This window comes from Lentzea jiangxiensis (assembly GCF_900104175.1).
GTDB classification, from domain to species: domain Bacteria; phylum Actinomycetota; class Actinomycetes; order Mycobacteriales; family Pseudonocardiaceae; genus Lentzea; species Lentzea jiangxiensis.
The window spans coordinates 1-26,021 of record NZ_FNIX01000002.1 but is presented as its reverse complement, the minus strand read 5'-3'; the positions used below and the strand labels follow the sequence as shown (position 1 = coordinate 26,021).

28 protein-coding genes are annotated in these 26,021 nt (G+C 70.9%); 12 read left to right on the top strand and 16 right to left on the bottom strand.

Annotated elements, in window-relative coordinates; genetic code table 11:
* Window positions 1-55: 55 nt before the first annotated feature.
* The gene (locus tag BLQ91_RS07940; RefSeq protein WP_090096111.1) at window positions 56-619 is read left to right on the top strand and encodes a DUF4232 domain-containing protein; all 564 of its coding nucleotides are present in this window, start codon (window positions 56-58) and stop codon (window positions 617-619) included.
* Between the two features lie 59 nt (window positions 620-678).
* Here the strand turns inward: BLQ91_RS07940 and BLQ91_RS07935 are convergent, their stop codons facing one another.
* From BLQ91_RS07935 to BLQ91_RS07915, 5 genes are read right to left on the bottom strand one after another with little or no spacing between them, the layout of a single operon-like run.
* A complete protein-coding gene (locus BLQ91_RS07935; protein WP_090096110.1) occupies window positions 679-1,371 on the bottom strand; it encodes a phytanoyl-CoA dioxygenase family protein in 693 nt (230 codons plus the stop codon).
* 6 nt (window positions 1,372-1,377) lie between these two features.
* Complete coding sequence (locus BLQ91_RS07930) at window positions 1,378-2,361, bottom strand: ABC transporter ATP-binding protein (protein ID WP_090096109.1); 984 nt, start codon at window positions 2,359-2,361, stop codon at window positions 1,378-1,380.
* Window positions 2,361-3,182: a carbohydrate ABC transporter permease gene (locus BLQ91_RS07925; RefSeq protein ID WP_090096108.1), complete on the bottom strand. Its 822-nt coding sequence runs from the start codon at window positions 3,180-3,182 to the stop codon at window positions 2,361-2,363. Before BLQ91_RS07925 ends, BLQ91_RS07930 begins: the two co-directional genes overlap by 1 nt.
* Window positions 3,179-4,045 (bottom strand): carbohydrate ABC transporter permease, encoded by an 867-nt coding sequence (locus BLQ91_RS07920; RefSeq protein ID WP_090096107.1) that lies wholly within the window; start codon window positions 4,043-4,045, stop codon window positions 3,179-3,181. Before BLQ91_RS07920 ends, BLQ91_RS07925 begins: the two co-directional genes overlap by 4 nt.
* Complete coding sequence (locus BLQ91_RS07915; RefSeq protein ID WP_090096106.1) at window positions 4,038-5,417, bottom strand: extracellular solute-binding protein; 1,380 nt, start codon at window positions 5,415-5,417, stop codon at window positions 4,038-4,040. Before BLQ91_RS07915 ends, BLQ91_RS07920 begins: the two co-directional genes overlap by 8 nt.
* A gap of 134 nt (window positions 5,418-5,551) precedes the next feature.
* Here BLQ91_RS07915 and BLQ91_RS07910 point away from each other — a divergent pair, with 134 nt between their 5' ends.
* The 3 genes from BLQ91_RS07910 to bla are packed head-to-tail and all read left to right on the top strand — an operon-like array spanning window position 5,552 to window position 10,657.
* A complete protein-coding gene (locus tag BLQ91_RS07910; RefSeq protein ID WP_176959625.1) occupies window positions 5,552-9,061 on the top strand; it encodes an ATP-binding protein in 3,510 nt (1,169 codons plus the stop codon).
* A gap of 34 nt (window positions 9,062-9,095) precedes the next feature.
* Entirely contained in the window at window positions 9,096-9,749 is a 654-nt protein-coding gene (locus tag BLQ91_RS07905; protein ID WP_090096104.1) for a GntR family transcriptional regulator, read from the top strand.
* Window positions 9,746-10,657 (top strand): class A beta-lactamase, encoded by a 912-nt coding sequence (gene bla, locus BLQ91_RS07900; RefSeq protein WP_245733267.1) that lies wholly within the window; start codon window positions 9,746-9,748, stop codon window positions 10,655-10,657. Before BLQ91_RS07905 ends, bla begins: the two co-directional genes overlap by 4 nt.
* On the opposite strand, the gene BLQ91_RS07895 is transcribed toward bla, so the two are convergent.
* Together BLQ91_RS07895 and BLQ91_RS07890 are read right to left on the bottom strand one after the other, a co-directional pair.
* Window positions 10,650-11,051, bottom strand: a complete 402-nt coding sequence (locus tag BLQ91_RS07895) for an ATP-binding protein (protein WP_143022559.1) — start codon at window positions 11,049-11,051, stop codon at window positions 10,650-10,652. The genes bla and BLQ91_RS07895 overlap by 8 nt on opposite strands.
* Window positions 11,052-11,133: 82 nt before the next feature.
* Window positions 11,134-11,532 (bottom strand): ATP-binding protein, encoded by a 399-nt coding sequence (locus BLQ91_RS07890; protein ID WP_090096102.1) that lies wholly within the window; start codon window positions 11,530-11,532, stop codon window positions 11,134-11,136.
* Window positions 11,533-11,652: 120 nt separating this feature from the next.
* Here BLQ91_RS07890 and BLQ91_RS07885 point away from each other — a divergent pair, with 120 nt between their 5' ends.
* Together BLQ91_RS07885 and BLQ91_RS07880 are read left to right on the top strand one after the other, a co-directional pair.
* Entirely contained in the window at window positions 11,653-12,819 is a 1,167-nt protein-coding gene (locus tag BLQ91_RS07885; protein WP_090096101.1) for an MFS transporter, read from the top strand.
* A 25-nt stretch (window positions 12,820-12,844) separates the two neighbouring features.
* Window positions 12,845-13,393: a copper resistance CopC family protein gene (locus BLQ91_RS07880; RefSeq protein ID WP_176959624.1), complete on the top strand. Its 549-nt coding sequence runs from the start codon at window positions 12,845-12,847 to the stop codon at window positions 13,391-13,393.
* Here the strand turns inward: BLQ91_RS07880 and BLQ91_RS07875 are convergent.
* The 3 genes from BLQ91_RS07875 to BLQ91_RS07865 all read right to left on the bottom strand — a co-directional run bounded on the left by BLQ91_RS07875 (window position 13,277) and on the right by BLQ91_RS07865 (window position 15,412).
* Window positions 13,277-14,530: an RNA polymerase sigma factor gene (locus tag BLQ91_RS07875; RefSeq protein ID WP_090096099.1), complete on the bottom strand. Its 1,254-nt coding sequence runs from the start codon at window positions 14,528-14,530 to the stop codon at window positions 13,277-13,279. The two genes, BLQ91_RS07880 and BLQ91_RS07875, sit on opposite strands and share 117 nt — an antisense overlap.
* On the bottom strand, window positions 14,530-14,877 hold the full coding sequence (locus BLQ91_RS07870) for a YciI family protein (RefSeq protein ID WP_090096098.1): 348 nt from the start codon (window positions 14,875-14,877) through the stop codon (window positions 14,530-14,532). Before BLQ91_RS07870 ends, BLQ91_RS07875 begins: the two co-directional genes overlap by 1 nt.
* Window positions 14,878-15,133: 256 nt before the next feature.
* Complete coding sequence (locus tag BLQ91_RS07865) at window positions 15,134-15,412, bottom strand: hypothetical protein (RefSeq protein WP_090096097.1); 279 nt, start codon at window positions 15,410-15,412, stop codon at window positions 15,134-15,136.
* Between the two features lie 151 nt (window positions 15,413-15,563).
* Here BLQ91_RS07865 and BLQ91_RS07860 point away from each other — a divergent pair, with 151 nt between their 5' ends.
* From BLQ91_RS07860 to BLQ91_RS07850, 3 genes are all read left to right on the top strand, one after another.
* Window positions 15,564-15,833 (top strand): hypothetical protein, encoded by a 270-nt coding sequence (locus BLQ91_RS07860; RefSeq protein WP_090096096.1) that lies wholly within the window; start codon window positions 15,564-15,566, stop codon window positions 15,831-15,833.
* 447 nt (window positions 15,834-16,280) lie between these two features.
* Window positions 16,281-17,024, top strand: a complete 744-nt coding sequence (locus BLQ91_RS07855) for a class I SAM-dependent methyltransferase (RefSeq protein ID WP_090096095.1) — start codon at window positions 16,281-16,283, stop codon at window positions 17,022-17,024.
* Window positions 17,025-17,368: 344 nt separating this feature from the next.
* Complete coding sequence (locus BLQ91_RS07850) at window positions 17,369-17,887, top strand: lytic polysaccharide monooxygenase auxiliary activity family 9 protein (protein WP_090096094.1); 519 nt, start codon at window positions 17,369-17,371, stop codon at window positions 17,885-17,887.
* Here the strand turns inward: BLQ91_RS07850 and BLQ91_RS07845 are convergent, their stop codons facing one another.
* The 4 genes from BLQ91_RS07845 to BLQ91_RS07830 are packed head-to-tail and all read right to left on the bottom strand — an operon-like array spanning window position 17,888 to window position 21,447.
* Window positions 17,888-18,295, bottom strand: a complete 408-nt coding sequence (locus tag BLQ91_RS07845) for a DnaJ family domain-containing protein (protein ID WP_090096093.1) — start codon at window positions 18,293-18,295, stop codon at window positions 17,888-17,890.
* Window positions 18,292-19,206 carry a prolyl aminopeptidase gene (gene pip, locus BLQ91_RS07840; protein WP_245733266.1) on the bottom strand — a complete coding sequence of 305 codons (915 nt, stop codon included), beginning with the start codon at window positions 19,204-19,206 and terminating at the stop codon, window positions 18,292-18,294. The genes BLQ91_RS07845 and pip overlap by 4 nt, the downstream gene beginning before the upstream one ends.
* A 41-nt stretch (window positions 19,207-19,247) precedes the next feature.
* The gene (locus tag BLQ91_RS07835) at window positions 19,248-20,447 is read right to left on the bottom strand and encodes an MFS transporter (RefSeq protein WP_218130174.1); all 1,200 of its coding nucleotides are present in this window, start codon (window positions 20,445-20,447) and stop codon (window positions 19,248-19,250) included.
* Window positions 20,448-20,451: 4 nt separating this feature from the next.
* Entirely contained in the window at window positions 20,452-21,447 is a 996-nt protein-coding gene (locus BLQ91_RS07830; protein WP_090096091.1) for an ABC transporter substrate-binding protein, read from the bottom strand.
* 220 nt (window positions 21,448-21,667) lie between these two features.
* Between BLQ91_RS07830 and BLQ91_RS07825 the strand changes: the two genes are divergently transcribed.
* The 3 genes from BLQ91_RS07825 to BLQ91_RS07815 all read left to right on the top strand — a co-directional run bounded on the left by BLQ91_RS07825 (window position 21,668) and on the right by BLQ91_RS07815 (window position 24,588).
* Entirely contained in the window at window positions 21,668-22,636 is a 969-nt protein-coding gene (locus BLQ91_RS07825) for a C40 family peptidase (protein WP_245733265.1), read from the top strand.
* A 265-nt stretch (window positions 22,637-22,901) separates the two neighbouring features.
* On the top strand, window positions 22,902-23,849 hold the full coding sequence (locus tag BLQ91_RS07820) for a C40 family peptidase (protein WP_245733264.1): 948 nt from the start codon (window positions 22,902-22,904) through the stop codon (window positions 23,847-23,849).
* Window positions 23,850-24,018: 169 nt separating this feature from the next.
* Window positions 24,019-24,588, top strand: coding sequence for a LysM peptidoglycan-binding domain-containing protein (locus BLQ91_RS07815; protein WP_245733263.1), 570 nt, complete (start codon window positions 24,019-24,021; stop codon window positions 24,586-24,588).
* A gap of 81 nt (window positions 24,589-24,669) precedes the next feature.
* Here the strand turns inward: BLQ91_RS07815 and BLQ91_RS07810 are convergent, their stop codons facing one another.
* The gene (locus tag BLQ91_RS07810) at window positions 24,670-24,978 is read right to left on the bottom strand and encodes a hypothetical protein (RefSeq protein WP_090096088.1); all 309 of its coding nucleotides are present in this window, start codon (window positions 24,976-24,978) and stop codon (window positions 24,670-24,672) included.
* A 205-nt stretch (window positions 24,979-25,183) separates the two neighbouring features.
* On the bottom strand, window positions 25,184-25,828 hold the full coding sequence (locus tag BLQ91_RS07805) for a hypothetical protein (RefSeq protein WP_176959623.1): 645 nt from the start codon (window positions 25,826-25,828) through the stop codon (window positions 25,184-25,186).
* Window positions 25,829-26,021: the final 193 nt, after the last annotated feature.

Below are 26,021 nucleotides of genomic sequence, written 5' to 3'. Positions count from 1 at the left end.
GCCGGCTACTCGGCGATGATCAACATCCGTCGCCGGCCGGCCAAGGGGTAAGCGAATGCGTGTCACCGTCCTCGCCGTTGTTCTCGCGATCGCCGCCACGGCCTGCGCGACGCCGACGCCCGGCCCGGCGGCCCAGCAGACCCCTCAGTCCACGCAGTCCCCGGCGTCGACGTCCGCCACGGTGTCCGACAAGCGCGAACCGACGCTGAAGGCCGAGCTGACCCTGCAGGGCAAGCCCGGCCTGGGCCTGCTCACCGTGACGAACGAGGGCACGACACCGCTCACGTTCCGGGGGTGGCCGAAGCTCTCGTTCACCACCCCTGCGGACGAGCTCGCCGCCATCCCGGTCGAGCAGAAGCTCGTGCCCGGCGAGGGTCCGTCGATCACCCTGGAGCCGGGCCGGACCGCGTTCGCCGGCGTGCGGCTCGACGTCGGCGACGAGGCCGGCTCGGTCGCCATCGGGTCGATGACCGCCGAGCTGCCCGGCGCGACGCCCGCCGAGGTCACCGTCATCGGCGCGGACGGCCGGCCGGTCGCGGACCTCAGCTCGCTCAGGGTCAGCGAGGCCGAGGTCGGGACGCTGCAGCCGGCCGCCCAGGGCGTTCTCACGTTCGGCTGACCCAGCCGGTCATCAGGTGGTGCCGCGCCCGAAGGCGACGAGCTCCAGCTCGACTGTTCTCAGGGGCTCCCGGGCGAGCTGTAGGTGTTGCCGGCGTGGTCGCGGCCACGGGCGAGGTAGATCCGGTGGCTGTCCGGCTGAAGGAAACGCACGGTCGTCGGCACGTACCGCATGGTGTAGCCGCACCGCCTCGAAGTGCTGCGGTTCGGCGGGCTCCCGTGCACGAGCATCGCCGAGTGGACGCTGCACGCCCCACGCTCCAGTTCCACGTCCACGGCGAGCGACTCGTCGACCGCCGTCTCCTGGTTGAAGAACGAGTCGGCGCTGCCCGTGTGCTCGGCGGCGGCGAGGTGGCTGCCGGGGATCACCCGCAGGCAGCCGTTCTCGGTGGTCGACGGGTCGATCGCGAGCCAGACGGTGATGGCGTCACCGGCCGGGTCGAGGCTGTCGCGCCAGAAGTGCGCGTCCTGGTGCCACGGCACGGGCCGGCCGTCACCGGCGGGCTTGCAGATGAAGTGCGACGAGAACAGCGCGATGTCGGGCCCGATCAGCGACTCGACGAGGTCGAGGACGTCCGGGTCCAGCAGCCACTCGAACAGCGCCGGATCGGTCAGGTGCGGCACGTCCATGTGCTCGGGACGCCGTCCTCGCGGCAGAGCCGCCAGCTTGGCCTCGAAGTGCGCCACCAGCGCCTCGAACCGGTCTGGGGCGAGCACGCTCTCGTACGTCTCGTAGCCGTCGGTCTGGAACATCGGGCGTCACCTCACGAGTAGGCCGGTCTCCCTGTCGTAGCTCAGAACACGCGCGGGCGGGGCGTCCACCGTCACCGCGGTGCCGACCGGCGGTTCGTCGTCCTCCGGCACGACGTACCCGATCTGCTCGTCGCCGCAGTCGAGCGTCACCAGCGACGTCACGCCGAGGTTCTCCACAATGGACACCACACCGGTGAACAGCCCCTCCTCGGCCGGTGCCAGGTATTCCGGCCGCACTCCGATGATCTGCGAGCCGCGCGGCACGAGGTTCATGGGCGTGGAGCCGATGAAGTTCGCCACGAACGTGTCCGCGGGTCGCTGGAACACCTCGCGCGGTGTGCCGAGCTGGCGGATCCGCCCGGCGTCCATCACGGCGATCCGGTCGGCCAGCGCCAGCGCCTCCGCCTGGTCGTGCGTGACGAACACCGTCGTCAGCGCCAGTTCCCGTTGCAGCTTCTTGAGGAACGTCCGCGCCTCCAGCCGCAGCCGGGCGTCCAGGTTGGACAACGGCTCGTCGAGCAGCAGCACCTCGGCCGACGCGGCGACCGCGCGGGCGAGCGCCGCCCGTTGCTGCTGGCCGCCCGACAGCTGTCCCGGCCGGCGTCCGAGCAGCCCGTCGAGGCTCAGCCCGGCGGCGGTCCCGGCGGCCGTCTCCCGCTGCACGGACTTCGCCGCGCCCCGCACCCGCAACGGGTAGGCGATGTTCTCGGCGACCGTCATGTGCGGGAACAGCGCGTAGTCCTGGAACACCATCGCCACCCGGCGGTCACCGGGCTGCAGCCGGGTGACGTCCCGCGAGCCGATCGTCACGGCACCGCCGGCCGCCGCCTCCAGTCCCGCGATGGTGCGCAGCAGCGTGGTCTTGCCGCAGCCGGAGGGGCCGAGCAGGGCGAACAGCTCGCCGTCGGCGATCTCGAGGTCCAGGTCGTCCACCGCCCGCACCCCGCCGGGGTAGACGGTCGACAGGCCCTCGGCAGTGATGCTCGCCATCAGCTCTTGATGCCTCCGTGGAATCGGAACCCGTACCGCTTGTTCACGAACAGGTACAGCACGACCACCGGGATCGAGTACAGCAGCGAGAACACCGGGATCACGGTCAGGTTGGCGCTGCCGCCCTCGTCGTAGAGCGTCCGCAACAGCACCGCCGCCGGCTGCCGGCCGACGTCGCGCAGCAGCAGGAACGGCAGCAGGAAGTTGCCCCAGGCGTTGACGAACGCCCACACGAAGATCGTCGCCACCCCCGGCCGCGCCACCGGCAGCACCACGTGGCTCAGCACCTGCCGCGGCGAGGCGCCGAACACCCGTGCCGACTCCTCGTACGAACGCGGCACGGCGTCCATGAAGTCCTTGAGGATGAAGATCGCCGCGGGCAGCAGGCCGCCCGAGATCACGAGCGCCGTGCCGAGCTGCGAGTTGATCAGCCCGAGCTGCAGCATCATCACGAAGATCGGCACCATCGCCGCCGTGCCCGTCACCACGCTCGACAGCAGCAACAGCAGGTACAGCAGCAGGTCCCGGCCGGGGATGCGCACCCGCGACAGCGCGTAGGCCGCCAGCGCCGCGAGCACCGTCGTCACCACGGTCGCGACGACGCACAACACCAGCGAGTTCACCAACGACGTCAGCGCGTACGGGTGCTCGAAGGTCGCCACGACGTTCGAGGAGGTCCAGTCCGGCCAGCGCAGTCCCAGCCCCGGCTTCGCGTCGAACGGCGCCGAGGCGAGCCACAGCATCGGCACCGCGAAGAACGCCAGCACCACCGAGACCAGCACGTACAAGCCGATCCGGCGGACGATCCACAGAGGACTCACGCGCGCCTCCGCAGCAACCGCAGGTACACGAGCGCGATGGCCAGGTTGCCCACCAGCAGCAGGATCGACAGGGCCGACGCGTACCCGAGCTGCCCGCTCTCCAGCGCCTGCCGGTAGATGAGCACCGGCAGCACCTCGGACCGGTGGTCCGGCCCGCCCGCGGTCAGCAGGAACGGCGTGAAGTCGTTGGCCGTCCACAGGCTGATCAGGAGCGTGTTCGTCAGCACGTGCCCGCGGATGTGCGGGAACACCACGTCCCGCACGGTCTGCCACCCCGACGCGCCCACCAGCCGCGCGGTCTCCAGCTGCGACGGCGGCACCGCGGCCAGCGCCGAGGTGTAGAGCAGCATCGAGAACGCCGTCCCGCGCCACACGTTGAAGATGATCAGGCTGGTCATCGGGTACCGCACCAGCCACGCCGTCTCCGGCGACCCTAGCAGCAGCCCGAGCGTCCCGGTGTCGCGGCTCAGCACCGCGAACCACAGGTACGCCACCACCGTGCCCGGCAGGATCCACGACAGCAGCACCAGCCCTTCGACGAGCCGCCGCACCCCGGGCCGCACGGTCCGCAGCAGCCAGGCCAGCCCGAACCCGAGCACGTTCTGCCCGACGACCGCGGACCCCAGCACGAACAACGCCGTGAGCCACACCGAGTTCGTGAACAGCGGGTCCCGCACGGCCTCGACGAGGTTGTCCACCCCGACCACCCGCGGGTTCGCCGCGGCCGGTCCGGTGAGCCGGTAGTCCGTGATGCCGATGTACAACGTCCACAACGCCGGGAAGACCAGGAAGACCCCGATCAGCAGCAGCGCGGGCGCCACGAACCCGACAGCGCGCCGGACCCCCAGCCCGGAGCTATCCAACGTTGCCCTCGCCGACGGCCTTCACCAGCGCCGCCCGGTACGCACCGGCCGCCTCGTCCGGGCTCCTCCCGGCGACCACGTCCGCCGTGGCCTGCTGCAACGCCGCGGACACCTTCGGGTAGTCCGCCAGCCCGGGCCGGTAGCGCGTGATGGGCAGGACCTTCTCCGAGACGAACGTCAGCATCGGGTCACCTCGGAGCACCTTGTCGTTGACGTCCTGCCGCTGGGTCAGCTGCGCCGTACCGGCCAGGGACTCCTCGACGGCCTCCGCGGAGTTGAGGAACTGCAGGAACTCCCAGGCCTGCTTCGGGTACCTCGTGTTCGGGTTGACCACCCGCACTCCGCCCCCGGACATGCTCACGAAGTCCTGCCCACCCACACCGGCCCCGGCCTGCCTGGCCGGGATGAGCGCCCACCCGACCGCGGTGTCGCGGTCGGCCATCCTGGCCACGCCGTTGCGCGGCTCCACCACGGACCGCCAGAAGTAGTCGCTCTCCAGCAGGATCCCGATCCTGTTCTCGCTGAACAGCTGGAACGACCGGTCCCGCCCCTTGACCTCCTGCTGCAGCACGGGATCCCCGAGCCCACCCCCGTACACCTTCCGGTACAGCTCGAGAACGTCCTTGACCTGAGCGGAATCCCCCTGCCACTTCCCGTTCTCGTAGATCGGCCGCCCCGCACCCGCCAGCGCGGGCAGCACGCCCTGCATGGTCGTCGCCTCGCCCATCGCGGTCCCGGCGTTGAGCTGGATCGGCGTGACCCCCGCCAGCCCCTTCAGCTCGGCCCCGGCGTCGAGCACGTCCTGCCACGACCGCGGCTGCCACTCCACCGGCAACCCGGCCTGCGCCAACAGCTTCTTGTTGAAGAACAGCACGCGCCCGTCCGTGCCCATCGGCACCCCGTACCGCTTGCCGCCGAACTCCCCCAGCCCCTGCACGGCGTCGGGAATCTGCTCCCACCCGTCCCAGTCCGTGCTGCCGACGACCTCGTCCAACGGTTTGATCAGCCCGGCCTGCGCGAACTCCCCGAGCCAGATCCCGTCGATCTCGACGACGTCGCCCCCGCCACCGGTCTTGAGGTCGAGCGCGACCTTGGTCTTGTAGTCCTCGTCCCCGGCCCCGTTCTGCTCGAACTCCACGGTGGCCGTCACACCCTTGGCCTTCTGCAGCTCGGTGAACCGCGGGATCACCCAGTTCCGCAACCACCCGGCCCCACGGGCGTTCTTCCCGCCCGACACCGCGTTGGCCACGATCGTCAGCGTGATCTCCTTGGCGTCGGCGTTGCGCGCCTGATCACCGCTCTGCGTCTGCCCCAGGCACCCCGCCAGCAACCCGCACACCGCCAGCAGCCCCAGTCCCGCCGTTCGCCGCATCCGTGATCTCCCCACCCAGAGGACCAGCCGGTACGTCACCCCCCAACATGGCACCGGATCACCGAGCCCACAAGCCCGCGAACCCGAAGGCGGCAACCCCCGCACACCGCGGATCCCCGGTATGGTCCGAACCAATGTCCGCGGAGTTCGCCGTCCTGGGCCCCCTCCGGGTCCACCTCGACGGCAGAGACCAGCACATCGGCGGCTTCACCCGCCGAGCGGCCCTCGCCTACCTCCTGCTCAACGCGAACCGCACGGTCGCGACCACCGACCTGACCACGGCGATCTGGCCACACGAACAGCCCCCGACAGCCAGGGGAATGCTGCTCAACGCGATCTCCGCGCTCCGCAAAGCCGGTCTGGACATCACCACCCGCAAACCGGGCTACCAGCTGAACACCGACCCGGCCGCCGTCGACCTGCACCGGTTCCGGACCGCTCTGCGCCACGCCGCCGCGTCCCCCACCCCGGACCAGGCCGCCACCACCCTCCGCGCAGCCCTGGCCCTGTGGAAGGGGCCGGTCCTCGCCGACCTGGCCGCGGAGGGCGTCACCTGGCCGGCCCTGACCGAGATCACCACCCTGCGCGACCAGGCCGTCGAGGACAGGTTCGAAGCGGAGCTGGCGGCGGGCCACCACCACGAGGTCATCCCGGAACTGCGGGCGCTGATCCGCGACCACCCCCTGCGCGAACGGCTGCAAGGCCACCTGATGCTGGCTCTCTGCAGATCCGGCAGACAGGCGGACGCACTGGCGGTGTACCGCAACGCGCACAACAGGTTCACCGAAGAACTCGGCATCGTGCCGAGCCGCGAACTCGCGGACCTGCACCGGGCGATCCTCACCGGGGACCCGGCGCTGACGATCACCACGTCCGCGGCACCGCCCCTGCTGGAACGCAAGAAGGTCAGCGTCCTGGTGGTCCGCCTGCACCAGCGGGGAGAAGGCGAAGCCGCCGACGAACGACTCGAAACCGCCGTCGCCCGGGTGAAGGAGCGGATCGAGGCGATGGGCGGAATGACGGTCACCACGCTCGGCTCGACGATCTGCGCGGCGTTCGGTGCCCCGGTCAACCGGGAAGACGACGCCGCACGGGCGGTCCGCGCCGCTGGGGAGGTCACCGGCGAGCACCCCGCCGCGGCCGCGGTGTCCACCGGCCCGGCGCTCGTGACGTCCGGCGACCGCGTCGAGGTCGGTGGCACCGTGCTGGACGCCGCCCTGCGCCTGCTGGCAGGCACGAGCCCGAACGAGGTCAAGACCTGCCCGGTGACGGAACGGCTGCTCGCCCCGGTGGACGACGACACCCCGTTCGTGGGCCGCGCAAGGCAAACAGCTCACCTGACCGAGGTCCACCACCGGACGGTCACCACGAGCCGCCCGAGCGCGGTCACGCTGATCGGCGAACCGGGAGCGGGCAAGAGCAGGCTCGTCAAGGAGTTCACGACCGGCAGGAGAACGCTCACGGGACGCACCCCGCCGTTCGCCCGCAACGACGCCTTCGCCCCGCTGGCCGAGATCGTGCGGGCCCACGCCCGGATCTTCGACACCGACCCTGCCGACGTGGTCACCGCGAAGATCGAGGCGGTCACCGACGACCCCTGGCTGGTCACGCAGCTGTCCGCGCTGGTCGGGGTGAGCCCGCGGGGTGGTGACGTGCTGATGGCGTGGCGGAGGTTCGTCGAGCACCTCGCCGCGGAACCGCTCGTCGTGGTCGTCGAGGACGTCCACTGGGCCGGCGACCTGGTGCTGGACTTCCTGCACGGTCTGACGGACAGCACGGACGACGTGCCGTTGCTGGTGCTCATGACCGCACGGCCGGAGCTCCTGCACCGCCGCCCGGACTGGCGCAGCACCCTGGTGGTCGACGCACTGTCCGAAGAGGACACGGCGGTGCTGCTGAAAGCGTTGCTGAGCCGGCACGACGTGACCGCCGACCTGCTGGCGCTCCTGCGGCGATCGGCGGGCAACCCGCTGTTCGCCGGCGAGTACGTCCGCATGCTCCGCGACGGCGTGCCGGACGCCCTCCCGGACACCGTGCAGAGCGTCATCGGCGCGCGACTGGACTCGTTGCCGCCGCGGGAGAAGGCCGTGCTTCAGGACGCGGCGGTCCTCGGTTCGACGGTCTGGCCCGGCGCGGTCGCGATGGTCGCGGAACGCGACGTCGACGAGGTCTCGCGGTGCCTGGAGGTGTTGCGGCAGCGCGATTTCCTGCAGCGCCGGACCACCAGCAACGTCGTCGGCGAGGTCGAGTACGCGTTCAGCCACGTGCTGGTGCGCGACGTCGCCTACGACCGCGTGCCGCGCGGCACCAAGGCGATGAAGCACTACCGCGCCGCGGAGTGGGTGCGGGCGCTGCCGCTGGAGCACGTTCCCCTGCTGGCGCACCACTTCCAGGAAGCCGTGTGGCTCGCGGAGGCTTCCGGGCGTCCGTGCGACATCATGGGACGCGCGGCGCGAACAGCTCTCACGGACGCGGGCCGCCGGGCGAGTGCACTGGCCGCGAGGGACACCGCGATCCGCTGCTACCGCGCCGCCCTCGCGGTCTGCCCACCGGGGCTGCCCGATCGGGTCGAGCTGCTGACGCTGCTGGGATCGAGCCTCACCTGGAACGGCGGCGGCCTCGACGAGCTGGCCGAGGCCATCGCGCTCCACCTCGACGCGGGGGACTTCGCAGGCGCGGCGGAGGCGTCGCGGGCGTCCTGGAAAGCCGCGTGGCACCGCGGCGACCACGCGGCGGCCGGACGACACCTCGACCGGACCATCGAGTTCCTCGCGCAGGCCGGACCCGGTGACCGGGTGTCCGGCGTCCAGGCCCACCTCGCCCACTCCCTGACGCTGGCGGGCAGGCCGGACGAGGCCGTCACCGCCGCGGAGGCGGCCCTCGCGTCGGCGGCGGGCGAGCACCGCGCCATCGCCCTGGAGGCGCGGGGACTGGCCAGGGTCGAGCAGGGCGACCCGGGCGGTCTCGACGACCTGCGGCAGGCCGTGGCGGACCGCCGCGCGGCCGGACTGTCCCCCGGCCTCTGCCTGTTCAACCTGAGCACCGCCCACTCCGTGCTCGGCGACCTCGGCGAGCGGCTCGCCACGAGGACCGGAGCCAGGGTGGACGCGCTGCGCCGCGGCGACAGCTACACGCTTTCGTGGCTCGACTCGTCGCAGTACGCCGAGCTGTTCTGGGACGGCCGCCTCACCGAAGCGCTGGCGAACCTCGACGGGGTGATCGCCCGCTCCCCCGGCCAGTCCCACCTGCACGCCGACCGCGGCCGTGGCCGGCTGCTGGCCGGTGACCTCGCCGGCGCCACCGAGGACGCCCGCACGGCGTTGCACCTCGCCAGGGCCAAGGGCCATCCCGGCGAACTGCAGCACCCGCTCGTGCTCCAGGCCCGCATCGCGCTCCACCGCGGCGAACGGCCGGAGGTCGGCGAGCTGCTGACGTCGCTGCCCGGCCGCCAGATCACCGGACTCGTCGGGGCGGGCCTGCCGATCGTGCTCGCCCGGACCGGGCACGGCCCGGAGAGCCTGGTGGGGGTGTCGTGGTCGCGCTGGCGTGACGCCGCCACCGCGTACCTGGCGGGCGACAGGGCGCAGGCCGTCCGGGTCTACGAGGAAATCGGCTCCGTGCCGGACGCACGAGAAGCACGATGAGTCGCCGGTTATCGCCCGGCCCTAGCGTCGGGGCGTGCCCGTCCCGCGCTACTACCAGGCCAAGGCCAAGCTCCTCGACCTGCTGAACGAACGGCAGGACAACACGCCGTTCCCACCGGAGCGCGCGCTGTCCGACCTCTTCGGCATGTCCCGCGCCACCATCCGCAAGGCGCTGGACGAGCTCGTGCTGGAGGGCAGGCTCGTGCGCGGGGCGGGCCGCCGGGGCACCGCCGTCGCACCGCGCAGGCCCGTGCACCGGCTGGGCCTCGACGCCCTGGTCCGCGACCTGGTCACCCGCGAGTCGACCACGGTCAGATCGGTCGCACAGGACTTGGTCGTCGTCGAATCGGTGCTGGTGCACGGCGACGAGCCGATCGGCGTGCGGTCGGCGTCCCTGCGCGTCTCCCGGTTCCCCGGCCTCGCCCGGCTCTACGACCGCACCACCCCGCTGCCGAAGTTCCTCATGGACACCTACGGGTTCGAGAGCACCGCACAACCGCAGTGCGCGACCACTCTGGCCACACCTCACGTCGCCGCCCGGCTGGAGGTCCGCGCGGCCACCCCGGTCCTGTCCGTCACGTGGCTGAGCCACGACGCGCGCGGCCAGGCGGCCGGCCGGTCGGCGGTCCTGCTGCGCAGCGACCGCGCGCACCTCGCGCTGCCGAGATCAAATACGGTGGAAGGGTGACGGATCGACGCGCAGTCCTGAAAACCCTCGCCCTCCTCCCGCTCGCCGGCTGCGCCACCCCACCGGCATCCCGAACCGCGACGCCGACCACGCCCACCGGCACGACCACCACGACGACCAGTGCGGCGCCCGTGCGGCACGACGCGCTGTTCGAACTGGAGAAGAAGTACGACGCACGCCTGGGCGTGTACGCGATGAGCGACACCGGCAGGACGATCGAGCACAGGGCGGACGAGCGGTTCGCGTTCTGCTCGACGTTCAAGGGCCTCGCCGCCGCGGCCGTCCTGCACCGCAACCCGATGGCGCACCTGGACACCGTCGTCACCTACACCGAGGCCGACCTGATGAAGAGCTCGGCGATCACCCAGCGGAACGTCGGGACGGGCATGAAGCTGCGCGACCTGTGCGACGCGGCGGTCCGCCACAGCGACGGCACCGCCGGCAACCTGCTGCTGCGCGACCTCGGCGGTCCGGCGGAGCTCACCGGGTACCTGCGCGAACTCGGCGACACCGAGACCCGCATGGACCGGGTCGAGCCGGACATCACCTCGGCCGTGCCCGGCGACCCGCGCGACACCGCCACCCCGCGCTCGCTCGGCACCGACTACCAGCGGCTCGTGCTCGGCGACGCCCTGCCCCGGGACAAGCGCGACTTCCTCAACGACCTGCTGGAACGATCCGTCACCGGAGCCAGGCGCGTCCGGGCGGGGGTGCCCGCGGGCAGCAGGGTCGCGAGCAAGACCGGCACCGGCTCGTACGGCACCGTCAACGACATCGCCGTCGTGTGGCCGCCCGGCCGGGAACCGCTGCTGATCGCGGTCATGTCCAGCAAGCGGGCAGCGGACGCGAACTACGACGAGGCTCTCGTCGCCGAAGCCGCCGCCTACGTGGTCGAAACCCTCACCTGACCGAGGAGACGTCCGCCCACACGGTTTTGAGGTCGGGGAACCGGTTGTGCCCCCACACCTGCGCCAGGCCGTTGACCAGCAGCAGACCCCGCTGCCGACGCCCCAGGAACCCGATCCGCCCGAGCTGCGGGAACCGGCCGGGCGTGCCGTCGTCGACCTCCACGCGCACGACCTCGCGCTCCGGCAGGCAAAGGATGCGGGCACGCCGCGGAGGGGCGGCGTGGTGGTACGCGTTGCTCACGAGCTCCGTCGCCACGACCATCACGTCGACCACGACGTTCTCGTGCATCCCCCGCAGGAGTCGACGGACCTCCGCCCGCACGTCGGCGAGCGGCAGGCCCCCATCCGGTAGGACCAGGTCCAGTCGTTCGCTGGACCGTCCTGCGATTCCCATCAGCCTCTCCCCGCGCCCTCTTCGTGCAGGGCAGGAGGTTCCATACCCACGGACGCGCAAATCAAAACACGGCGAACTGCACTCACGGCGCCCTCGGGAGGTCCGCCCAGACCACGGTGCCGCCGTGGGCCCTGTCGACGCCCCAGCGGTCGGACAGCCGGGCCACCAGGACCAGACCGTACCCGCGCTGCGGCCGGGACACCTTGCGCAGCGGCGGGTGGGCGCGCGCGTCGTGGGCGATCTCGACATGGATCTTGGACGTCTCCACGACGACGCGCAGGAACGACGGTTCCGACGTGTACCGGTACGCGTTGCTGACGAGCTCGTTCACCACGAGCAGCACGTCCGCGACCGCGTCGGCGTCCTCGCGCATCAGTTCCAGGCGCACCCAGCGCCGGACGGCCGCGAGCGACGGCCGTTGCCTGCCCAGGGGCAGGTCCGCCGCCTCACCCGTCCACGCCGCTGCCTGGTCGCGAGCCAAACCGCTCCTCGGTCAGTTGATCAGTTCCGCGGGCGGTTACCCCAGTGCATCAACGGCCAAACCACTTGTTCACCGGACTGAACTACTCTCACGACTCCGCCGCACTCCAGGGGGAACCGCGTGCCCAGAACGCTGTCGCTGCCGCTGATCGCACTGCTGGTCGTGCAGTCGGTGCACCAGATGCTCACCTTGCTCCTCGGCCCTGCTTCGATCGACCTCGGGCTCAGCGCGTCCCAGCTGGGGCTCGTCTTCGCGGTGTCGTCCGTGGCGATCACCCTCGCCGCCCCGCTCTGGGGCCTGCTGCTCGACGCCGCCGGACCCCGCCCCGTGCTGGTCGCGGGCCTCGGCCTGGGCCTGTTCGGCCTGGTGGGCCACGCCGCCGCGGTCACGGTCGCCGCCGGCGAGACCTCGGCGCCCGAGCTGGCGTTCGTCTTCCTGCTGGTGTTCCGCGGCTTCCTGTTCGGCGCGGGCCTCGCCGCCCTGCCGGTCGTCGCGCTGGCCGTCGCCGGCACCTCGGTCTCCGGGGTGACCGCGTGCACGACCGCTGTCGGTCTCGTCGGTGCGGCCCAGGGACTGGCCAGCCTGCTCGGGCCTTTCGTCGGCGGCGCTCTCGTCGTGGCGTCGTTGCAGGTCCCGCTCTACCTCGCGCCCGTGCTCGTCCTGCTGGTCATGGTTCTGGTGCTCGCCACGTACAAGCCCGGTGATCGTCCGCACGACGTCGCGCCGTCGCGGAGCTGGGAGCTGCTGCCCGCCTTCGGCGTCGGCCTGCTGGCGAACCTGTCCCTCGGCCTGGTGCAGGTCGCCGCCCTCCACCGGGACGCGGAGCCGGGTGCCGTCGAGGGCGTGATGCTCGCAGGGGCCGCCGGGCTCGTGCTGGCGCAGGGCTTGCTCGTGCCGTTGCTGAAGTGGTCCCCCGCGCGGCTGATGAAGGCCGGCGCGTCGATCGCACTGGCCGGGTACGCGGTCGTCGCGGCCGTGCCGTCGCTGATGGCCCTGGCGTTCCTGGTGGTGTCGATCGGTGTCGGCTTCGCCATCACCGGGTTCGCGGCGACGGCGTCGCTCGGCGTCGCGCCGCGGCACCAGGGGATCGTCGCCGGGCTGGTGACGATGACGAGCGGGCTGACGTTCGTGGCCGGGCCGGTGCTCAGCACCGTGCTCCACGAGGTGGGTCCCGTCGTGCCGGTGATCGCCGCCGGTGCGGCGGCCGCGCTCGCCGTGGTGCTGTCGTTGCTGCCCGTCGCGGCGTCACCCGTGCCGCGACCCGGTCCCGCGGACCTGCCGCACTGATCGACGAAGCCATTACGCTGCGCACGTGAGGCGTTACTTCAGCGCGCTCGTGCTGGCACTGCTCGCCGCGACGGCCGTGGCCGTCCCCGCGCAGGCCCACGCCGAGCTCAAGAGCAGCAACCCGGCGTCCGGCGCGGCCCTCGACGCCCTCCCCCGCAACGTCGAGCTGGTGTTCACCGGCGTGGTCAGCCTGCCCGACGGCACACCGGTCACCATCACGGGACCGGAAGGCACCTCGTGGCCGGTCACGCAGGTGCACGCGCTCGACAACACCATCACCGCGACGATCGACCCGTCCGCGGCGAAGGCGGGCCCGCACACGATCGCCTGGCTGGCCAAGGCCGACGACGGGGACACCATCTCCGGCACGATCGCCTTCACGATGAACGTCGCGGGGCAGCCGTCGTCGTCCGCGGCGCCGCCGTCGTCGGTGACGCCGAGCGCGCCGGTGTCGAACTCACCTTCGGCGGCCACGCCGCCGGAGTCCGGCGGCGTGCCGGTCTGGGTGTGGATCGTGGTCGCGCTGGTGGTCGTCGTCGGCGCGATCCTGCTGGTCCGCCGCCGCCAGGCCTAGCCTCGTCCGCAGCAGGTCGCGCTCGGCCGGGTGTTCCGCCCGCTCGAGCGCGGCCTCCAACGCCGGCACGGGGTTCTTCCCCAGGCGTTGCAGCAGGTCTGCGCGCACGGCGTGGAAGAGGTGGTAGCGGTCGAGGTCGAGGGTGTCGACCTCGAGCAACGCGACCGCGGGTCCTTCCACCTCGGCGACGGCCACGGCGCGGTGCAGTGCGACGACCGGGCTGGGCGCGATCGCCATCAACTGGTTGTAGAGGGCGACGACCTGGTGCCAGTCGGTCGGCGGGTCGCTGTGCACGGCGTTGATGGCGGCTTGGATCTGGTAGGGCCCGGGCCGGTTCCAGCGCAGGCAGCGGCGCACGAGGTCTTGGCCCTCCGCGACCAGCGCGGCGTTCCACAGCGACCTGTCCTGATCGCGCAGCAGCACGATCTCGCCGTCGCGCAGCCGTGCCTCCCGGCGTGACGCGACGAGCAGCATCAGCGCGAGCAGCCCCCACACCTCGGGTTCGTCCGGCATGAGCTCGGCGAGCACCCGGCCGAGCCGGATCGCCTCGTCCGCGAGGTCCGCCCTGTCGAGCCAGCCCTCGTTGAAGATCAGGTAGACGACGGCGAGCACGGCTTCGAGGCGCGCGGGCAGATCGGCGTCACGTGGCACCCGGTACGGGATGCGGGCCGCCCGGATCTTGCCCTTCGCGCGCACGATCCGTTGCGCCATCGTGGTTTCCGCGACCAGGAACGCCCTGGCGATCTCCGCCGTGCTCAGGCCGCCGAGCAGCTTCAGCGTCAGCGCGACCCTGGCCTGCGGCGCCAGCGAGGGGTGGCAGCACGTGAAGATCAGCCGGAGCCTGTCGTCGGGCACGTCTCCCACCTCCCCCTCTTCCGGTTCGTGCGCCAGCAGTGCGGCCTGCGCGTGCTTCTCCGCGCCCTTGGCCGCGCGGCGCAGCCGGTCGACGGCGCGGTTGCGGGCGGTCGTGATGATCCAGCCCGCCGGGGACGCGGGGACGCCGTCAACCGGCCACCTCCGCACGGCCGTGGCGAAGGCGTCCTGCACCGCGTCCTCGGCGAGGTCGATGTCCCCGAGGACGCGGGTCAGGACGGACACCGCTCGGCCGTACTCGGCCCGGAAGACCTCCTCGACCATCAGACGGCGATCGGCCTGACCTCGACCGGCAGCGGGCTGAGCACCCCGGCGAGCCGGCGGCCCCACTCGAGCGCCTCGTCGAGGTCCTCCGCCCGGATCACCGTGAAGCCGCCGATGTGCTCCTTGCCCTCGGTGAACGGGCCGTCGGTCATCAGCACGTCGTCGCCCTCGGCCCGCAGCACGGTGGCGGTCGACGGCGGGTGCAGGCCGACGGCGAACACCCACACCCCCTTGGCCCGCATCTCCTCGTTCAGCGCGGCCAGGTTCTCCATGATCGGGTCGAGCACCTCGGGCGGAGGAGCCTCTCCGTCGGGCTGGTAGATGCCGAGCAGGTACTTCTGGGTCATCGTGGTCTCCTTTCCCCCTTGTACGAACGCGGTAGCCCGGATTCGACACCACGGCGGCCATGATCCCGCTGATCCTCCCGCTCGACGACCCGCGCGCGGTCCTGGCGACAGCCGGGGGACAAGGGCGCGTCCCGCGAGCGGTCGACGGAGGGCCCGCTGGAGGTGTTCGGCGCAACCGGCGGGCCGTGGCACCCGTGGCGAGGGTGCAGCGGTCCACCACCCGTCCACCGCCGGGTGGTGGAATCGGCTCACGAGGTCAGTGGTGCGCGAGCACGCCCCTCATCGAGACGAGCTGCCGCCGCACGCGTTCCCGCACCAGGTCGATCACCTCGGTGACCGTGCCCGCCTCCGAGTACCCCTGCACCTCGACCCACTTGAGGTCGAGCCGGGCGTGCGCGTGGATCACCGACCTGTCCGAGGTCGGGTTGACCCACGCGAAGTCGATCCGGTCCGGCGCGTAGCGGTCGAGCGACCCGATGCGCGCGAACGGGTAGTCCCTGGCCTGCTCGGGGATGGACGTCGCGAGCGAGTGCACGCGACTTCTTCTACCTGGCGGGCGATCTGGAGACCGGCCTCCGCGCCTGCGTGTTCAGGCTGGAGAACGGGCGCTACCCCGTCGCGGGCGACTTGTTGCCGATGCTCTGAAAGCGTCGTCCCGCCGCTGCCCGGCGTGGGACAGTCGGTGGGTGGGGAAGCGCGAGATGGACGCCGAGCAGCGTGAGCGGATGCGCGAGGTCAAGCACTTCACGCTGCGCGGACTGCTGTGGAACAGCGCGTTCCTGGCCGCCTCGATCGCCCTGGGCGTGCACGTGTACGACGACTGGACGGCCTACCTGTTCTGGGGGCTGGTCAACCTCGTGATGACCCTCGTCGTGTTCGTCTCGCACTGGCGCTACATCCGGCGCGGGCCGTTCCCGCGGCTGCCCGCGAACCTGCGCGACGAAGCCCGCCGCTGAGCACGGCGCCTCACAACTCGCCACGGCACAACCACTCCGGCGGTCGACGCCCTCAGCATCGGCGTTGTACGAAGCTGTTCGGAAATCCTTTGTCCTGTCCGCTCCGACCTCACGGATGGCCAAGCCAGGCCCTGGGTCGTCGATGTTGGCCAAGGGTCAAGGCGGGAACGAACCGTCTGTCGTGGTCGGGGAGGCCAGGGAATCGGCTCGATCGCGGTGTCCCAGAACGGTGAGGACACTGGCTGGGGGCGTTCGAACTGCTCGCCTGCGAGCGCGAGGGTGTCTCCTTCGATGCCGGGGAGCGTGGCGCTGCCGGTGCTGGTTGGTGGGTGTGCGTGGAGCTTGGCGGCCCGTGTCTCGCGTTGGGAGCGCGCTGCCCAAGAGGGCGGTTGGCGAGGGAGATGATCTCCTGGCGGCCCTGATTGATCACTGGGCAGTATGGGAAACATGCCTGCCATTCCCGAGAGCTCCGCCGTCATCGCCGATGTGGCCGTGGAGAACGACTACGACGGCTTCGCCGAGGCGTACACGGCCGAGAACGAGACCAGCCTCCTCAACGCCTACTACGCCCGGCCCGCGATCGTGGACCTGGCCGGCGACGTGGCCGGCCGACGAATTCTCGACGCCGGCTGCGGTGCTGGTCCTGTGTCCGCGGCGCTACGTGATCGGGGAGCCGTCGTGAGCGGCTTCGACCGCAGCGCCAAGATGGTGGAGCTGGCCCGGCAGCGGCTCGGCGACGACGTGGACCTGCGGGTCGCCGACATAACGGGCCCGCTGCCGTACCCCGACGGCGCGTTCGACGACGCCGTCGCCGCTTTGGTGCTGCACTACCTGGAGGACTGGACCGCACCTCTGGCTGAGCTGCGGCGGGTGCTGAAGCCCGGTGGCCGGCTGATCGTGGTCGTCAACCACCCCATCCTCCTCAAGATGGTGCATCGCGAGACTGACTACTTCGCGACCACCAAGTGGTCCGACGAGTACGACTTCAACGGCCAGAAGGCCGTGCTCACCTACTGGCACCGGCCGCTGCACGCGATGACCGATGCCTTCACCGCAGCAGGCTTCCGCACCGCCGTCATCAGCGAGCCGCCTCCGGCGCCGGAAGCCCACGAACTCTTTCCCGACGAGATGGCGAGTTTCCCCTCCGGGGCCTTCCTGAGCTTCATGTTCTTCGTCCTGGAGGCCGCCTGACCACGGCGTGGCACATGGGTGGCCGCAAGGTCGCGGCATGCTTGCCCTGACCTCGAGGCTGCGTACAGGCGCTACAGGCCGTCGGCGGGGATCCAACGCGGTTGTTGAGAATGCGCCAACTTCAGGCAGAACGTGTGGCGGCCCGCAAACCAGCTCGGACGCCGTAGCAAGCACCGCAAACTTGCCCTGGACACCGCGATGTTCGGCTGGACGGGACACAACCTTTCCCGCCTGATCCACCAGCACACCTTGTGGCACCGCGATTACGCGCGGTATGGTCTAGACCTTCAATCGCCGCCGCGATGCAACGGGAGCAACTCAGACATCAAGGCAAAGGAAGTCACATGAAGAGTGGACGCAGGGTTACTGCTGCCATGGCCGGCGTTCTCGCCGCTCCGTTGATCGTCGTGGCTCTCCCGACCGGTACCGCGAACGCGCACGGCTACGTGTCCGCCCCCGCCAGCCGTCAGGCGCAGTGCGCCAGCGGCGTCGTGAAGGACTGCGGGTCGATCCAGTGGGAGCCGCAGTCGGTCGAAGGCCCGAAGGGCCTGCAGAGCTGCCACGCCAACCTGTCGCAGTTCTCCGTGCTGAGCAACGACAACAAGGGCTGGAGGGTCCACAACACCGGTCGTTCGGTGACGTTCAACTGGACGTTCACCGCCCGCCACCGCACGCGCGACTACGACTACTTCGTCGACGGCCGCAAGGTTGCGACGTTCAGCGGCAACAACCAGCAGCCGCCGGCCACCGTGTCGCACACCGTCAACGTGGGCTCCCCCGGCAGGCACAAGGTCCTGGCCGTGTGGAACATCGGTGACACACCGATGGCCTTCTACTCCTGCATCGACATCAACGCGAGCTGATCACCCACCGCGTGAGGTCCCCTTCCTCTCACGCAGCAGCTCGTCGACGTCGAACGGCATCAGCGCCAAAGGCGGACCGGACAACGGTTTCCGCAGCGCTTCGAGGATCTCCGCGTTCACCTCGCCGATGATCGCGCGCGCCTCGTCGTCGGTCCGGGCCGCCAGGGCACGCGCCCTGGCGGTCTCGGCCCGCTTGCGCAGGACCAGGGAAGGGGGCAACCCTGTCGTGCCCTCTTCCTCCCGGACCTTCCTCCTGATCCACCAGTCCTCTTCGAGCGGTTCGCCCGCGCCCGGCAACGGTTTCCCGGCGCTCGGCAAGTTCTCGAACTCGCCGCGCTCCTGGGCCTCGCGGATCTGCCGGTCGACCCACGTCTCGAAGTCCGTGGCGTGCGGTTTCCGTTGTGTCATGGGGAGAACCTCCTGACCGCGGCCTCGATCGCCTCTCTGAAGGCGGGGCTGCCCTTGTGGCCGCTGTCGTCCACGAGGGTCAGCTCGGCGTCCGGCCACGCCTTCGCCAACGCGTACGCGGTGTCGGCAGGGCAGCTCAGGTCGCGCCGGCCGTGGACCAGCGCCGCGGGGATGCCGGCGAGCTTGCCGGCGCCTCCCAGCAGGTCGCCCACGAAACCCTTGCGGGCGTAGTAGTGCGTGATGATCCGAACGAGCGCGATCACGTCGTCGTCCGGCCTGCCCGAGAACACGTCCGGCTGGCCGAAGTCCTCCAGTGACAGCACCGTGTCCTCCCAGCGGCACCACTCGGCGGCGGCCTGCTCGCGCACCTCCCGGTCCGGGCTCTCCATGAGGTCCGAGTACGCGCGCACCACGTCCGGCGCGTCGCCGACGTGCCCGCTGAACCTCGCCCACGCCTCCGGGAAGAACCGGGAGACGCCCCCGTAGAGCCAGTCCAGCTCGCGCTCCGAGGCGAGCGTGACCGCGATCAAGACCATCTCGGAGACGCGTCCGGGGTGGCGTTGCGCGTAGGCGACCGCGAGCGTCGTGCCCCAGGAACCGCCGTACACCAACCACTTCTCGATGCCCAGGTGCTCGCGGAGCTTCTCCAGGTCCGCGATCAGGTGCTCGGTCGTGTTGACGCTCATGTCCACGGCCGGGTCGCTCGCGTGCGGGGTGCTGCGGCCGCACCCGCGCTGGTGGAGGACCACCAGCCGGAACCCCGGCCCGAGGGCCTTGCGGGCGCCCTGCGACGGGGCGCCGGGGCCGCCGTGCAGGAACACCGCGGGCTTGCCGCCGGGATCGCCGACGGTCTCCCAGTAGACCTGGTTGCCGTCGCCGACGTCGAGCATGCCGTGTTCGTAGGGCTCCACGGGATCGAGCGTACCGAGCGGCACCGACAGCGGTGCCCCCTTCAGGAGGCCCGCTCCCAGTCGACACCTCTCGCCCGTGAAGCGGCGAACACCCACAGCGCCACCACAACTCCCGCACCACCGGCGACGACCAGCGTCAGCCGCGGACCGATCACGTCGATGACGAGGCCACCGGCGACGTACGAGACCGCCGCCGCGACCCCGATGCCGCCGTAGAAGTTGCCGAACACCCGGCCGGTCCGATCGGCGGGCACGAGCCGCTGGATCAGCGTGCTGTGCGCGACGTCCATGGCCGCGATGCCGAGCCCGCGCACGGCCTGCAGCGCGAACGCCGACGCCACGCCCCACGCGAGACCGGTGAACAGGTTGCCGGCGCTGCTGATCAGGAACCCGGTGACGAGCAGCGCCACCATGCCCCACCGGGTGGATCCCCTGGCCAGCAACGCGTATCCCAGCAGCAGGCCGACGCCGACAGCGCCGAGCACGACGCCGGCGACGCTGTCCGGCTCGCCGAACACGCCCATCGTCAGCTGCAGCACCGCGACGTCGTCGATGGCGGTGCACGCGACGACACCGCAGAAGCCGAGGAAGAGGATCCGCAGCGCCCGGTTGCGCCGGATCTCGCCCACGCCGGCCCTGACGTCGGCGAGCACCGACTCCCCCGGTCCGGACGGCACGACGAGCTTCGGCAGGCGCAGCAGCAGCAACGCCGACAGTCCGAACGAGACCGCGTCGACGAGCAGCACCCCGCGGACGTCCAGGAACGTCAGGAGCACGGCGGCGAGGAAGGGCCCGATCACGTCGGCGCTGTTGGACCCCAGGCCCAGCGCGGTGTTCGCCTGTCCCAGGTCCTTCTCGGCGACGAGGCTCGGCACCGCCGCGCGGGAGGCCGGGACGAAGATCTGCCCGATCACGGCCCGCACGCCGACGAGCGCGAGCAGGACCGGCAGGGGCGGCAGGGTGAACGCGATGACCGCGAGCAGCACGCCCTGCGCGACCTCACAGGCGATCATGACCGTGCGGCGGTCGAACCGGTCGCTGATGAGGCCGGTCAGCGGGCTGAGCAACGACGGCGCGAAGTCGCCCACGAGCAGCAGCGCCGCCACCGCGACGGCTTTCCCCAGCACGGACTGCACGTGCACCATCAGCGTGACGAGGCTGAGCGCGTCCCCCACGACGGAAACGACCCGTGCGGTGCTGAGCACGCGCAACGGGCCGTTTTCCTTCAGAAGCGTCAGCACACGGTTACTTTGCCAACACCTGGTCCAACTGGTCAGCCAATTTGTTCATGATCGCGGCATAGGACGCGTAACTCAGCGGCGCGACCGCGTTCCACTCCACGAACCGGTTGGCCTGCACGGCGGGCAGGGCCTGGAAGACCGGGTGGCCCTCCTTCATCTTCTCCGGGTCGAGCACGTGCTGGCGGGTGTCCCACATGATCACGTGTTCCTTGTACGTGCCGGAGTTCTCCCACGACAGCGACTGGAAGTAGCCGCCGCCCTCGGAGTCGGGCTTGTCCGGGGTGAGCAGCGGCAGGCCCAGCTCCTCGGCGTACCAGTCGAGGTCGGGGTTGCGGGCCGGGACGGCGACGTAGAAGAGCTTCGGGTCGGCACCCACGACCTGGATCTTCTGGTTCGCGGCCGTCATCTTCCCGCCGATGTCCTTGAGCCGCGCCGCAGCCTTGTCGAAGGCCGCCTCGTCGGCCTTCACCTTCGCGGACTCGATGTCGGCACCGAGCGCCTTGGCGAGCTCGCGGAAGCGCTTGACGCCGTCCGGCAGCTGGATCTTCGACTGGCCGATGCCGACGGTCGGGGCGACCTTGAGGACCTTCTCCTCGAACTCGGCCGTGAGGTGCCAGAGGCCGCTGACCTCGGGGTAGTAGCCGGCGACGACCAGGTCGGCGTTCAGCGCGGCGAACTTCTCGAAGTCGATCTCGCCGTAGCCGGGTCCCGTGACGTCGGTGACCTGGCTCGGGTCGATGCTGCCCGCCTCGGGGTCCGTCGTGCCGTCCGCGCGCTTGAGCGGGCCGAACGTGCCGACGACGTTGATCCCGTAGTCCTTGAGGGCACCCGCGGCGGACACCTGCGCGACGACGCGCTCCGGACGCTTCTCCGCGGTGACCTCCTTGCCCCGATCGTCCTTGAAGGACCACTGGCCACTCTGCTGCTGCTCCGCGGGAGCGGTTCCACCACACCCGGCCACTAGGCCGAGCACCAGAACCGCGGCGATTGTCCTGCGCACCTGTCCACCTCCTGATTAGGCATGCCTAACCTATCAAGAAGCTCCGGCAAAACGAGAATCGAGGCGCGGTTGTCACCGTGCGGAGCCGTGCGGCAACAGGAAGTTCCAGTGGAAGCCGCACCGGCCCCGACGACGTGATCGACCACGTCGGAGGCTGAACCGGGACGGCCGTTCGGCCGTACGCCTCCTCAGAAGCCGATTCCGACTCCGAGGAGGCCGCGTGCCCGGCCGTGCTGCAAGGACCACTGCCCTGGCCGCCGTGATCGCCGCGACGGTGGTGTCGATGCCTTCGGCGCACGCCCAGCCCGCTGACGACGCGCTGAAGGTCTACACCGACCTCACCCGCGAAGCCGAGAAGCTGAGCCAGGACCACCTCAAGGCCCAGAGCGACCTCGCCGCGGCGAACGCGGCCGTCGCCACCGCCACCGAGGCGGAGAAGAAGGCGCTCGCCGAGTCCGAGCAGTTCCGCGGCCAGGTCGACACGCTGACCGAGGCGTCGTTCGAGGGCGCCCGCTTCACCAACCTGTCGGCGATGCTCAGTTCGTCGTCGCAGCAGGACTTCCTGGAGCGGATGCAGGCGATGCAGATCATCGCCGCCGACCAGAACGAGGCCGTGGTGCGCCTCGACGCCACCCTGTCCGCGGCCCAGAAGGCGCGAACCGACGCCACGAACGCCGCCTCGGCCGCCGAGAAGCTCGCCGCCGACGTGTCCACCCGCAAGGTCGCGATGGAACAGCAGGTCTCCACCGCGCGGGCCAAGTACCAGTCGCTGAGCGCGCCGCAGAAGCAGACCCTCGCGGCGCCCACGCCCAAGGTCTCCGTGCCGGTGCCCGCGGGCGCCGCCGGCATCGCGCTCAACTTCGCGCTGGGCGAGCAGGGCAAGCCGTACGTCTTCGGGTCGAACGGGCCGAACTCGTGGGACTGCTCGTCGTTGATGCAGGCCGCCTACCGGGCCGCCGGGGTGTCGATCCCGCGCACGACGTACGACCAGGCGAAGCTCGGCCGCGCGGTGACCCGCGGTGCGGTCGCGCCCGGCGACCTCGTCATCTACTACTCGGGTCAGTCGCACGTCGCCATGGTCGTGGACGCCACGCGCGCGGTGCACGCGTCGACCGAGGGCGTGCCGGTGAAGATTGCGAACATCGACTCCATCGGACCCATTTCGGTGATTCGTCGCGTAGTCGGGTGACGCGTCTCTCCCACCCCGCGATAAGCCGACGTAGACGACTGTGAGAGCGTGCTGACCGGGGAACCGCTGAGGAACCGGTGCTGGACGGGAACAAGGTCATTCCATAACCTGTCCGAGACCTTCGGCCCAGCAGTTAACCCACTCGGGGCACACGCCAAGGTTGCTGCCTTACGCGGAGTAGTTCTCGCGAGGGCGGCTGCCGGAAAAAAGGAGGACCCGCGACGTGGTGTCGCAACCCTCACGCCGTACCGTGCGTGGAGCACTCGTGGCGACCGCAGCGGTCGTCGCAGCAGCCCTCCCCACGGCCCCGGCCACCGCACAGCCGAACAACGCGGCGGACGCGCTCAAGAAGTACAACGAGCTGTCCGAGCAGGCTTCCAAGCTCAACCAGGACCACCTGAAGGCCCAGGACGACCTCAAGGCCAAGCAGGGTGAACTGGACAAGGCCAAGGGCGACCTGGCCAACGCGCAGAAGGCCGAGGAGACCCTCCGCGGCCAGGTGGACCTCCTCACCGAGGCCACGAACTCCGGCGCCAACTTCAGCCAGATCTCCGCGCTGCTCGTGAGCGACTCGCAGCAGGACTTCCTCAACCGCATGTCGGCCATCAACATCCTCGCGGCCGACAACGCCGAGGCCCTGCAGAAGCTGACCGACGCCGTCAACACGGCCGACGCGGCGACGAAGTCGGCGAACGAGGCCACCGAGGCGTCGAAGAAGCTCCTGGCCGAGATGGGCCAGAAGAAGGCGGACCTCGACAAGCAGCTCGCCGAGGCGCAGGCGCACTACCGCTCGCTCAGCACGACGGTGAAGAACCAGCTCGCGCAGTCCGGCGACATGTCGAACATCTCGGTGCCGGCGGGCACCGCGGGCCGTGCGCTGCAGTTCGCTCTCAACCAGCGCGGCAAGCCCTACGTCTACGGCTCCAACGGCCCGGACTCGTGGGACTGCTCCTCGCTGATCCAGGCCGCGTACCGCTCCGCGGGCGTCTCCATCGGCCGCACCAGCTACGCGCAGGCGGCCGCGGGCCGTCCGGTCAGCCGCAGCGAGGTCAAGGCCGGCGACATCCTGGTGTACTACTCCAGCCAGTCCCACGTGGCCATGGCCATCGACGGCATCCGCGCCGTGCACGCGTCCACCGAGGGTGTGCCGGTGAAGGTCGCCGACATCGACTCGATCGGCCCGGTCACCGCGATCCGCCGCATCGAGGGCTGATTCCCCGCTTCGTGCGAACGCCTCCTGCCCGATGGGCGGGAGGCGTTCTGCTGTCACCCCAGCGGGTGCACGTGCCCTCGTGACCCGGCGGGATTCCTGCCCCTTGGCTAGGTTTCCGCTTCGGGCACCGCCCATCCGGCGGTCGTCACAGTCCGAAGTGGAGCGTTCAGTGGACACCTTGCAAGCCGGTCAGGAACTCAGCCGTGGCGAGCAGCTCATCACCACCAACGGCTACATGCTGACGCTGCAGCCCGACGGCAACCTGGTCCTGTCGGAGAACACCGGCACGGTGTGGGCCAGCGGCACCGACGGCAAGGGCGCCGTCCGCGCCACGATGCAGGACGACGGCAACTTCGTGCTCTACGCGGACGGCGACAACGCCGTCTGGGCGACCGGCACCATGGGCAACCCCGGCGCCCGCCTGGTCCTGCAGGACGACAGGAACCTGGTCGTCATCGGCGGCGACGGCAGCCCGAAGTGGGCCACGAACACCAACACCGACTCGCCCCAGGCCGCGTCCGAGGCACCCGCCGCCGCTGCGGCTCCGGCTCCGGCTCCGGCCGAGGAAGCCCCGGCGGCCCCCGCCGTGCGGACCTACGAGGTGCAGAGCGGCGACTCGCTGTGGGCGATCGCGCAGAACCACTACGGCGACGGCAACCGCTACGGGGAGATCGCGGCGGCCAACGGCATCGCGAACCCCGACCTCATCCACCCCGGTCAGGTGCTGACCATTCCCTGATCCCGGGGACCGCGGGCAGAACCGGACGGTGCGGCCCCTTCGTCGTGGGGACCGGCGGACGCCCGGGCTCCGCCGGCCTTCTCAGGCCTGGGGCTCCTGGTGGTCCTGGCGCGCGATCGCGAAGGCGGGGTTGCCCTGCTCGTCCTGGCGCACGTCGAGGACCTTGTCGTCCAGGTACTGGGCCGCCGCCGGTTCCATCATGACCTTGGCGCCCGCCGGGGCCGCCACCACCTCGTCGCCGTCGACGACCTCGCTCAGCGACAGTTCCAGAGCCGCCTGCTCCTGCTCGGTGGCCAGGGCGAAACGCAGGCCGATGTCGTCGTTGGCGCCCTCGGACTGTGACGTCAACTCGTTGATGACCTCGGCGGCCATCGGCGTCACTTCGAGCATGTCGGGCCCCTTACATCGGAAACAGGAAACTCGTCCCGTGTTCCCGGCGGGTGGCGGGTTCAACCACCGCTCACCGAAGTCGCAGGCAGATGGCCTGGTCGGGGAACGACGAGCGGGCATTCACGGCTCGTGTCAGGCGACGCACGGGTGGCGTGCCGCCTCGCCGCGCCGACCACCGTCTCCCGGCACAGCCTCGCTCAACCTCCTAGGCCACCCGGTGCGCCGGCCGCGCCACCTCGTTCCGCACGTGCCCGCAGGCCGAGCAGACCCGGGGCACCGGCACCAGCTCGGCGACCAGTCGCCACGAGTCGGCGAACGACGGCACCTCCTGCCCCGGCACGAGCAGGCTGTCCAGCACCTCCTGCCGGCGCCGGCCCTTCTCGCGGCTGCGCTCGACCGGGTCGCGGCGGTGGGCCAGGGCGCGGGACTCGGCGCGGGCTCGTTCGCCCTCCGAGGTCAGGCCGGAGCTCCGGCGCGGGGCGTGCAGGGCGGCGTTGCGGCGGTTCACGCGGTACCACTCGCCGAGGCTGACGCCCTTCAGCGGTGGGGTGGCGAGGCCGGCGCCGTCCGCCGTCCAGGTGCGGAGGCGGGCTCTGAGGAACTCGTGCGCCACCTGCGTGCGGGAGCGCGGGGCGCCCTGGCGGGTGCCGTCGGGCTTCTTGTCGACGGCGATCAGGAGGGCGTCGACGCTCCAGCCCGCGGTGAACCACGGCTCGAGCAGGCGGCGGACCCAGCGGCGGTCGGCGTCCGGCCAGGAGGCGCGCACGCACAGGGACTCGACGGCGACGTCCACGTCGGCGGTGGTGGACGGCACCACGCGGCCCGGCCAGCGACGGGGTTCGATCTGCATCGGGACTGACCTCCTTGAGCACGCACACGAACACCTGTTCGACATGCTGCCACGGGGGTCTGACAAAAAATGAACATCCAACGTCTGACCAGGCGAAACTCACCCGAACAGCAGAGCGGCAGCGGAGTGGGCGACGACGGCGGCGCGCCCGCCCGAGAGCCGCATGACGACAACGCTAGCCTGCGGAAATGAC